The sequence below is a fragment of the Dyella sp. genome, assembly GCF_035277725.1.
Taxonomy (GTDB): Bacteria; Pseudomonadota; Gammaproteobacteria; order Xanthomonadales; family Rhodanobacteraceae; genus Dyella_B.
In genome coordinates this window covers 1-9,696 of record NZ_DATEJY010000256.1, presented here as the reverse complement: position 1 = coordinate 9,696, position 9,696 = coordinate 1, and the positions used below count along the sequence as shown (strand labels likewise).

General features: G+C 62.8%; 5 protein-coding genes. 3 read left to right on the top strand and 2 right to left on the bottom strand.

The annotated features are described in order from the left end of the window. On the bottom strand, positions 1 to 3,186 hold a 3,186-nt coding region (gltB, locus tag VJR68_RS20810; protein WP_414647829.1), incomplete at its 3' end, for a glutamate synthase large subunit. Positions 3,187 to 3,637: 451 nt separating this feature from the next. On the opposite strand from gltB, the gene VJR68_RS20805 reads away from it, so the two are divergent. Together VJR68_RS20805 and VJR68_RS20800 are read left to right on the top strand one after the other, a co-directional pair. Continuing rightward, positions 3,638 to 4,840 (top strand): murein hydrolase activator EnvC family protein, encoded by a 1,203-nt coding sequence (locus VJR68_RS20805; RefSeq protein WP_324150738.1) that lies wholly within the window; start codon positions 3,638 to 3,640, stop codon positions 4,838 to 4,840. A gap of 118 nt (positions 4,841 to 4,958) precedes the next feature. Next, positions 4,959 to 6,311 (top strand): S41 family peptidase, encoded by a 1,353-nt coding sequence (locus VJR68_RS20800; protein WP_324150736.1) that lies wholly within the window; start codon positions 4,959 to 4,961, stop codon positions 6,309 to 6,311. Positions 6,312 to 6,395: 84 nt separating this feature from the next. Here VJR68_RS20800 and VJR68_RS20795 read toward each other — a convergent pair whose 3' ends face one another. Then, entirely contained in the window at positions 6,396 to 8,606 is a 2,211-nt protein-coding gene (locus tag VJR68_RS20795) for a TonB-dependent receptor (protein WP_324150734.1), read from the bottom strand. Positions 8,607 to 8,783: 177 nt separating this feature from the next. On the opposite strand from VJR68_RS20795, the gene VJR68_RS20790 reads away from it, so the two are divergent. Then, positions 8,784 to 9,470, top strand: coding sequence for a hypothetical protein (locus tag VJR68_RS20790; RefSeq protein ID WP_324150732.1), 687 nt, complete (start codon positions 8,784 to 8,786; stop codon positions 9,468 to 9,470). Positions 9,471 to 9,696: the final 226 nt, after the last annotated feature.

Here is a 9,696-nt window from a genome sequence, read left to right as displayed (position 1 = left end):
TTGCAGGCGCACGCGGCCACGCAGGTCATTGCGGCGTAGCGTTTGCTGTGTTTCGGCCAAGCCAAGTTCCCACGGCGTACCGGCGTACTTGATCGAGGTGAGCGGACTTGCACCGGTGCCACCATCGTGGCCGCTGACGGTGATCAGGTCCGCACCGGCCTTCACCACGCCAGCCGCGACCGTGCCGACGCCTGCGTGCGAGACCAGCTTCACCGAGATCAGCGCTTCGGGATTCACTTCCTTCAAGTCGTGAATCAGCTCGGCCAGGTCTTCGATGGAATAAATATCGTGATGCGGCGGCGGCGAAATCAGGCCGATGCCGGGCTTCGCGTAACGCAGGCGCGCAATGGTGGCATCCACCTTGTGTCCGGGCAGCTGACCGCCTTCACCGGGCTTGGCGCCCTGCGCAACCTTGATCTGCAGCACCTCGGCATTGACGAGATATGCCGGTGTGACGCCGAAGCGGCCCGATGCGACCTGCTTGATCTTGGATGCTTTCTCGGTGCCGTAACGAGCGGGGTCTTCGCCACCTTCACCGGAGTTGCTGCGTGCGCCGAGGCGATTCATCGCGATCGCCAGGGCTTCATGCGCTTCCGGCGACAACGCGCCCAGCGACATGCCGGCGGAATCGAAGCGCTTCAGGATCGCATCGACCGATTCCACCTCATCCAGCGGTATCGGCGTGGCGGCCTTCAAGCCAAGCAAGTCACGCAACGCGGAGGGCGGACGATGATCGACGTGGTCGGCATACACGCGATAGTCGCGCACGTTGCCGGTGCGTACCGCGGTTTGCAGGCTGGCGATCACGTCGGGGTTGTACATGTGGTACTCGCCGCCGTGCACGTACTTGTACAGGCCGCCTGCACGCAGCGACTGCGCCTGGTTCCAGGCTTCCGCCGCCAGCAGGCGTTGCTCATGCTCCAGATCGGCAAAGCTGGCGCCGCCGATGCGCGAGGGCGTGCCGGGGAAGCACAGTTCCACCACCTCCGGTGCCAGGCCCACGATTTCGAACAGCTGCGCACCGCGGTAGCCGGCGACGGTGGAAATGCCCATCTTCGACAGAATCTTCAAAAGACCCTTGCGGATGCCACGGCGGTAACTGCGGCCGATTTCCGCCCGGTCACCCTCGATATGGCCTTCGCGGCCAAGCTCGAACAGGCTTTGATAGGCGAGCCATGGATAGATCGCAGTGGCGCCGTAACCGATCAGGCAGGCGAACTGATGCGGATCGCGCGGCGCGGCAGTCTCCACGATGATGTTGCAGTGGCAACGCAAGCCTTCGTCGATCAGGTACGCATGCACGGCGCCCGTCGCCAGCAGCGAATGGATCGGCAGCAGGTCACGATTGGGATAACGGTCGCTGAGGAACACCAGCGCGCAGCCATCGCGCACCGCTTGCGCCACGTCGCGGCAGAGGCGGCGCAGCGCAGCTTCCAGGCCTTCTTCTGACGCATACATCAGATCGAAACGCGGCGCGTTGGCGTACTGCGGCATCGCCACCAGCTGACGCAGCTTGCGCTGCGAAAGAATCGGCGAGTTGATCAGGATTTGCGCTGCGTTTTCCGGCTTCAGTTCGAAGACGTTGCCTTCCGGACCGATCTGCGTGACCAGCGACATCACCAGCTTTTCGCGCAGCGGATCGATCGGCGGGTTGGTGACCTGCGCGAACGCCTGGCGGAAGCGGTCGAACAACGGGCGCACCTGACGCGACATCGCTGCGATCGGCGTGTCGTCACCCATCGAGCCGGTGGCTTCGGCCTCCAGTTCGGCAATCACCTTCAGCACGGTTTCGCGCTCTTCGCGCGAGAGGCCGTACAGCTTCTGGTAGCAACGCAATTCTTCAGCCGGCAGCGGTTCGGCCGCCAGCGAGGGATCGATCAGATCGGATTCCAGATAGCTCACGCCCGCGCGCAACCAATCGCGATACGGTGCGCGCTTGCGGTTGATCTGGTCGATATCGGCATCGCGCAGCAGGCGATGCGACTGGAAATCCACGGCGATCATCTCGCCCGGCGCCAGGCGGCCCTTGGCGATCACGCGCGCGCTCGGCACGTCCCACAAACCGGCTTCGGAGGCGACGATCAGATGGTTGTCGTCGGACAGCGCCCAGCGTGCGGGACGCAGGCCGTTGCGATCGAGCGTACACACCGCGTAACGGCCATCGCACATCACCAGGCCCGCAGGACCGTCCCACGGTTCGCTGTGCAGGGCGTAATACTCGTAGAACGCGGCGAGGTCTTCATCGATGCCTTCGCGCGCGGCGAACGCGGGCGGTACCAGTACGCGCATGGCGGCGAGCATGTCCAGGCCGCCGGCCAGCAATAATTCCAGCGCGTTATCCAGGCTTTCCGAATCCGAACCGCTTTGGCGCACGAACGGACCGATATCGCTCAGGTCCACCAGCGGCGAACGCCACACCTGCGCACGCGTCTGCATCCAGCGGCGGTTGGCGCGGATGGTGTTGATCTCGCCGTTGTGTGCGAGCAGGCGGAACGGCTGCGCCAGACGCCATTGCGGCGTGGTGTTGGTGGAGAAGCGCTGATGGAACACCACGGCGTCGGCGACGAGCGCCGGATGACGCAGGTCATCGAACACGTCACGCAAGCGCCCCGGTGCGGCCATGGCCTTGTAGCCAATCACCTGGGCGGAGAGCGATACCACATAAAACTGCGGATCGTCCGCCAGCGCGTGCTCGGCGCGGCGGCGCGCACGGAACAGCGCGCGCTCGAAGCTGGCGTCGTCCATGTTGTCGGCGGCGTTGATAAAGATCTGCCGCACCACCGGCTTGGCGGCGGCGGCAATCGGACCGCAGGCGCCATCGTTCACTGCCACGTCGCGCCAGCCGGCAACGTGCAGGCGTTCTTCTGTGACGTAGTGCTGCAGCGTCTTGGCCGCTTCGCTATCGGCCGATTCAAGGAACACCAGGCCGGCGGCGAAACGCTCGCCCAGCGGGATGCCTGCCTGCACCGCCAGCGCGCGCAACCATGAATGCGGATGATGGATCAGCACGCCGCAGCCGTCGCCGGTGACGCCGTCGGCATTCACGCCGCCGCGGTGGGAAAGTTTGGCCAGTGCCGCGAACGCCGTATCGACCACCCATTTGCTCGCGCGGCCATCGATCTGGGCGACCAGACCAAAGCCACAGCTATCGTGCTCAAAACTGGGGTCGTACAACCGCGGTAACACTGACATGATGCTGATTTCCTCCCGAGGGCGTTAGGGCCTGCTTACGATTCCTGCGTAGTCCGCCTTGCGTTTGAGCGGTCGTCAGGTGGCGGTGCGTGGCGCAGCGCCAGACTGGTGGTCTGGTCAAGCCGCGCGCCGCCGCATGGCGACCGCTCAGACGCAACCCTTAGGCTAAAAGCGCGGATTGCGCAGAAATCGTAAGCAGGCTCTTAAGGCGCAAAAAGCCTGCCGCCCTGAGAGCGGCAAGCGGCATGCGTAATGGCTTGCAACCCGACTTTAAGCACAACTTGTGCGTCGCGTCAAAGCCGGCTAGACGTCCAAATGAAAAACAGTCGTTAGTTGTATGCGTGCGCGCTAACAGACCAATCTCTGAAAGGTCTCCGCCAAGGCGCCACAGAAAGCCATTTCTGATGTCTCGCGGAGATAGTCCAGCTCAGACATAATCCGCGGCATGCCGACATCTCTCCGTGTTCTTCGCCCGTTCGTTTTTGCCCTGCTAGCCACTGCGATCACCCTTTCCGCCAGCTTTCCCGCTGCCGTCAGCGCTGCGCAAGACAACAAGGCCGAGGCCGAACAGGCCCAGGCCAAGCAGCAGCTGACAGACCTGCGCAGCAAGATGCAGGCGCTGGCCAAGGAGCAGGCCGATACCGCCGCCAAGCGCGACAGCGTGAATGCCGAATTGGCGAAACAATCCAATGCTGTGGCCACGGCTGCCAAAGCCGTGCGCGATACCGATGCGCAGATTGCCGCCAAGCAGCAGCAGCTCGATCAGTTACAAACGCAACGATCTGCACTCGACCGGAGCCTGAGCAGCCAGCGTGCGGCGATCGCGGATCTGCTGCGCGCCACGTACGCCATTGGCCATGGTTCCGACTTGCGCTTGTTGTTGGGCGATGAGGACATCGGGCGCATCGCCCGCTCGCTGGCCTACTCCAAATACTTCCAGCAGGATCGCTTGCAGAAAGTGCAGCAGCTGATGGGCGAATTGGCCAAACTGCAGGATCTGGAGAACCAGATCACCACCGAGCAACAGGCGCTGCAGGCGACCCGCACGCAACGCCAGCAGCAGGCCGACGCCTTGCAGCAGCAGCGCAAGCAACAGCAGCAGCTCGCCAGTCAGATCGATACCCAATACAAAAGCCAGGCGCAGAAACTTGCCGCGCTGAAACAGAACGAGCAATCGTTGAACGACCTGCTGGCCAAACTGCAGAAGGCCATCGACGAAGCAGCGCGCGAAGCAGAGCGCAAGGCGCGCGCCAACCCCACCGTGCCCAGTGGCGGCGGCAAGGCGCTGGCCAACATCCGCGGCAACCTGCCCTGGCCGGCGCCGGGTCCGGTGCATAACTTCGGCAACGGTGTGCTGATCGCCGCACCTCGCGGCGCCGACGTGCACGCGGTGGCGCGTGGACGAGTGGTGTATGCGCACTTTCTACGCGGCTACGGCCAGCTGATCATTCTCAGCCACGGCAATGGCTGGCTGAGCATGTATGGCAACAACGAAACCCTGCTGCACGCCGTAGGCGACGACGTCGATGCCGGCGAAGCGGTGGGTACGGCCTCGCTCAGCACCGGCGACACCACCGGGGTGTATTTCGAGCTGCGGCAGAACGGCAAGCCGGTCGATCCGCGGACGTGGTTGAGCCAGAAACGGTAAGCGCAGGTAAAACGCAGGCATTTGCAGCCAAGTTCGGCGTATCCTTTTGACTGAATTTCCGACGGTGCGCCGCGGTCTCAACGCAACCGTCACATCCTTTCCTATGGAGTTTTGCCCCATGCGTTTCCCCCGTCCCTGCCTGCTCGCCCTGTTGCTGGCGACGCCACTGCTGCACGCGCAGGGGGCGCCCGCGGTGGCGCCCGCCGAAAGTTCGGCCGCGCCAGCGAAGGCGGCGAGCGTTGCGGCACCGGCGGATCAGGTGGACCTGGACGACGTACGCAATTTTGCGCATGTGTACCAGATCATTCGCCAGGCCTACGTCGAGAAGGTCGACAACAAGACCCTGATGAACGATGCGATCAAGGGCATGCTTGCCGGTCTCGATCCGCACAGCGCCTACCTCGACAAGGACGGCCTGCAGGAGCTCAACGAGGACACCACCGGCCAGTACGGCGGCCTCGGCATTGAGGTGATGGAAGACAACGGCCTGCTGAAGATCGTGTCGCCCATCGATGACACGCCCGCCTCGCGCGCCGGCATCAAGCCGGGCGACGTGATCACCGCGGTGAATGGCAAGGTCATCACGCCGGACAACATCGACAGCATGTTCGATGACTTGCGTGGCGCGCCCGGTACCAAGATCACGCTGGGCATCCTGCACGAAAAGGCCGAGCAGCCGGTTTCGATGACGCTGACCCGCGAGCGCATCTCGATGACCAGCGTGAAGGTGCGCGAGCTGGAGCCCGGCTACGCGTACATTCGCATCAGCCAGTTCCAGGACGACACCGCCGGCGATCTGGAAAAGAAGCTGGGCGGATTGCTGCAGAAGAACGGCCAGCAAAAGGGCGCGGTGCTCGACTTGCGCTCCAATCCCGGCGGCTTGCTCACGTCCGCCGTCGCAGTAAGCGATGACTTCCTCGATTCCGGCACCATCGTGACCACCCGCGGCCGCCTGCCCGATTCCAACCTGACCTTCTCCGCCCACCCCGGCGACCTGTTGAACGGCGCGCCGATGGTGCTGCTGACCGACAACGGCACGGCCTCGGCCGCGGAGATCGTCTCCGGTGCGCTGAAGGACAATCACCGCGCACTGATCGTCGGCCGCCGCACGTTCGGCAAGGGCGTGGTGCAGACAGTACTGCCGCTCGATGAGACCCACGCCGTCAAGCTGACCACCGCGCGCTACTACACACCGAACGGCACCTCGATCCAGGCCGAAGGCATCAAGCCGGACATCGCGCTGGCGGACCTGGCGGTGACCAAGGTGGATGACTCGCAGGTGCCGATCAGCTCCGAAGCCGATCTACCGCATCACTTGGCCAATGAAATCGCAGCCACCGGCGGCATCAACAATGATGGTTCTGCCGAGAACGCGAAGCTGGCAACCAGCGATTATGCGTTGTCGCAGGCGTTGAATATCTTGAAAGGCTTGGCGCTGCGCAAAGATACCGGCCAACCCGCCGCACATTGAACGTAGGCCGGGATGAAATCCCAGCCTTGTTGCTCCCGATGCTGGGATTTCATCCCGGCCTGCCTAGCTCATAGCCGCGTTCGATCAGAAGCTGAAAGGCTTCTCCAAGGTCAGATACACACCGCGCCGCGGTCCAAACTGCGGCGCGCCGACACCCACGCCGGTGCCGCTGCGTAGCTCATACGAGCGATCCAGCGCATTGATCAACGCCAGCTGCGTGTGCACCTTGCCCACGCCATCGAAATGGAAGTCATGCGACACGCTGGCATTGAGCTGGAAGTAATACGGCAGCGAGAGTCCATTGGGCACCAGTCCTTCTTCGCGTAGACCGCTGCCGAACAGATAATCGGCGCCGATCTTGGTGTCGTCGTCGATGGCATAGCTGATGCCGCCGGACGACGTGATCTTCTGATCGTGATCCAGGTGGATCCAGTTGTCGGCGATGTAAGCCAGCTCGTCCGACGCAAAGTTGTATTGACTGGTAATGACGTCCTTGCCCATGGCGCGACTGTAGGCAGCATTGAAATACGCCGAGATCGGGCCATGGTTGTACGTGGCGGAAAATTCGCTGCCACGCACGCGGCCGTACTTGTAGTTGAAGGTGGAATACACCAGTGCAGTACCGAACTGGCCTTCGTCCTGCAGGCGGCTCACCTTGCGGTAATAGGCGTCCAGGCCCAGCGTCCAGTCGCCGATGTTTTGCTGCACGCCGGCGTCGAAGTAGTTGGAGCGTTCGGTCAGCGGCGTGTTGTTGCCGTAATCCTTCACCGCGTTGGTGGTGTTGGCGAATGCTTGAATATTTCCGGTGGAAATCAGTTCTGTCTGCGGCGGCGTGAAATAGCGCGAATAGCCGGCATGCACGGTCGTGCTGTCGGTCGCCTGCCATACCAGACCCACGCGCGGACTGAGCTGGCTTTCCTCGCGGAACGCGGTGTAGCGGTCGCCGCGCAATCCGTAGTTGAGGGTGAAGTTGTCGGTGATGTCCCATTCGTCCTGCACATAAAGCGCAGCCGTCTTGGCGAGCACGCGATCGCTGGTGAAGATGTTGAACGGCACGGTGCTGGCCTGGCTGCCATCCGGGTTGGCCGGAAACACCAGCGAATTGGTGTTGGTGCCGGCGCGGTCGAATTCGTAATACGCGCCGTAGCGCAAGGTATGCGTGCCGCCCCATGGCGTGGCGAAATCGGCCTGGAAGGTGGACGCGCGATCGCTTTGCTCGATCTGTCCTGCCACGCCGTTGAACATCAGATCGCCGATGTCATCGGGGTAGTACTGCAAGCCGCTGAAGCGTTGGCCTAGCGCAACCTGATAAGAGGTGTCACCCAGCTTGCCCTGCAATGCCAGCATGCCGAAACGGGTTTGCTCGTTCTGCCGTTCGTTCAAGTCGGCGGAGTTGAAATCGGTGACATCCAGATACCCGAATTGCGGTGTCTGGTCGGGATTGTTTGGAATCTGGAAGCGGTTGTTGGTCACGCCAAACAAAAAACTCAGGCGCGTGTCGTTGTTGATCAGATAGGAGACATCGCCAAACCCTTTTGCCTGGTTGGTGCGGTCATGGATCGGATCGCGGCTGGCAGTCGGGTTTTCGATGCCGACGTTGTTCTGCTGGTAGTTCCCGGTGAAGTAATAGCTCCACTTTCCGCTAGTGCCCCACACCGACATATACGGATTGACGCTGCCAAACGAGCCGCCGGTAATGCCTACCACGCCGCCGTTGCCCAGATCCGTACCGTTCTTGGTGGTGATATCCACCACCGCCGCCGTGCGCTCGCCGTATTGCGCCGGCAGCGCGCCATCGAGCAGCTTGATGCTTTGGATCATGCGCGGATCGAGCGTTTGGCCGAAGCCGGAGATCGATTCCGGCAACATGATGCCGTTGATGCGGTACTGCAGATTGGCGTGGTCGCCGCGCACATGCAGCTGGCCGTAGGAGTCCTGCACCACGCCCGGCGCCTGCAGCAATACCTGGTTCAACGGCGTGGACGCCCCCAGCGGCAGTGCCTGGATGTTCTGTGCGCTGATCACGTACTCGCTGCTGCCTGTATCCGGCGACAGATTATTGCGCGCCATGTCCAACGCAGCGCTCACGTTCACGGCCCCGAGTTCCTTCGCACCGGCGCCACGGCGGTTGCGCGCGCCCTCGTCATCCGGGGCGGCGGGCGGCTGCGCAGTGTCAGCGGACGGGTTGGCGGCAGGAGGCTGATCGGTTCCGGGCGGGGTCGTTGTGGCGAGGGAACTACCCATGGCGGCGTACAACGCAAGGCTGAGGCCAAGAGCGAGGGGGGACACTTTCATGCAGGGGAATCCGGACGGGGTCGGCGAGTGGATGGTGCGAAATGTTATAACATTTCATACCCACCGGTATGCCCCTCCCAGAAGTCATGCCTGCCTGCCGGACAGTTCATGCCGCCCTCATCAGCGCTGCACAACGGCGGACTATGATCGAGTCTGTTTGTTCTCAGGGAGCGCGTGATGACCGAGCGCAACGATACGCAGCCCAGCAGCGGCAATCTTCCGGCCGTCGTCAACCAGGACGAAGCCAGCAACCGGGTGACGCGGGCGATCCTGGATTTCATCAGCCAGATTCCCGACAGCAAGGTGCACAGCCATCGCGATCCGGAAACCGAAGCGCGCCGGCTGGCCCATCGCGCCGCCCAGCGCGCGGCGGTGACGGCCGGCACGCTCGCCCTGCCGCCTGGCCCGCTCGGCTGGCTGACGATCCTGCCGGAGCTGGTGTCGATCTGGAAAATCCAGGCGCAGCTGGTCAGCGATATCGCCGCCGCGTATGGCAAGCATGCAGAGCTGGGTCGCGAGCAGATGCTGTGGTGCCTGTTTCGGCACACTTCTGCGCAGGCGTTCCGCGATCTGGTGATACGGCTGGGCGATCGCCTGATTTTTCGACGCGTGTCTTACAGCGTGATCGAACGTGTCGCCAAGCAGATCGGCGTGAAAGTCACGCAGCGTGCACTGGGAGAGGGCCTGTCGCGCTGGATGCCGATCATCGGCGCGATTGGCGTGGGTGGCTACGCGTACTACGACACGCGGCAAGTGGCGGCGACCGCGATCGCGATGCTGAAGAGCGAGATCGGCATGGCGGATGAGGAAGACGCTGCGCATGTGGTTGCCACGCAGGAAGTGCAGGCGACGCGGTTGCATTAGCACGACTGCATTGGGAAGGAACGCCACATCACGGTAAAGTCGCCTCTCCTCGCAGAACTCCGTGTCCCGGGGAAGATAACGGCGGCCTAGTCTTACTGTGTCATAAATTCACGAGGTGTTCTGAACGGGTGCTCGTCCGCAACATGGACAGCGCGGCAAGCTAGCTGCGAGCGCGAGGCTGAGAACGTAGCGTAGTGATGGTATCGAGTCGGGCACGTGTCGCTGG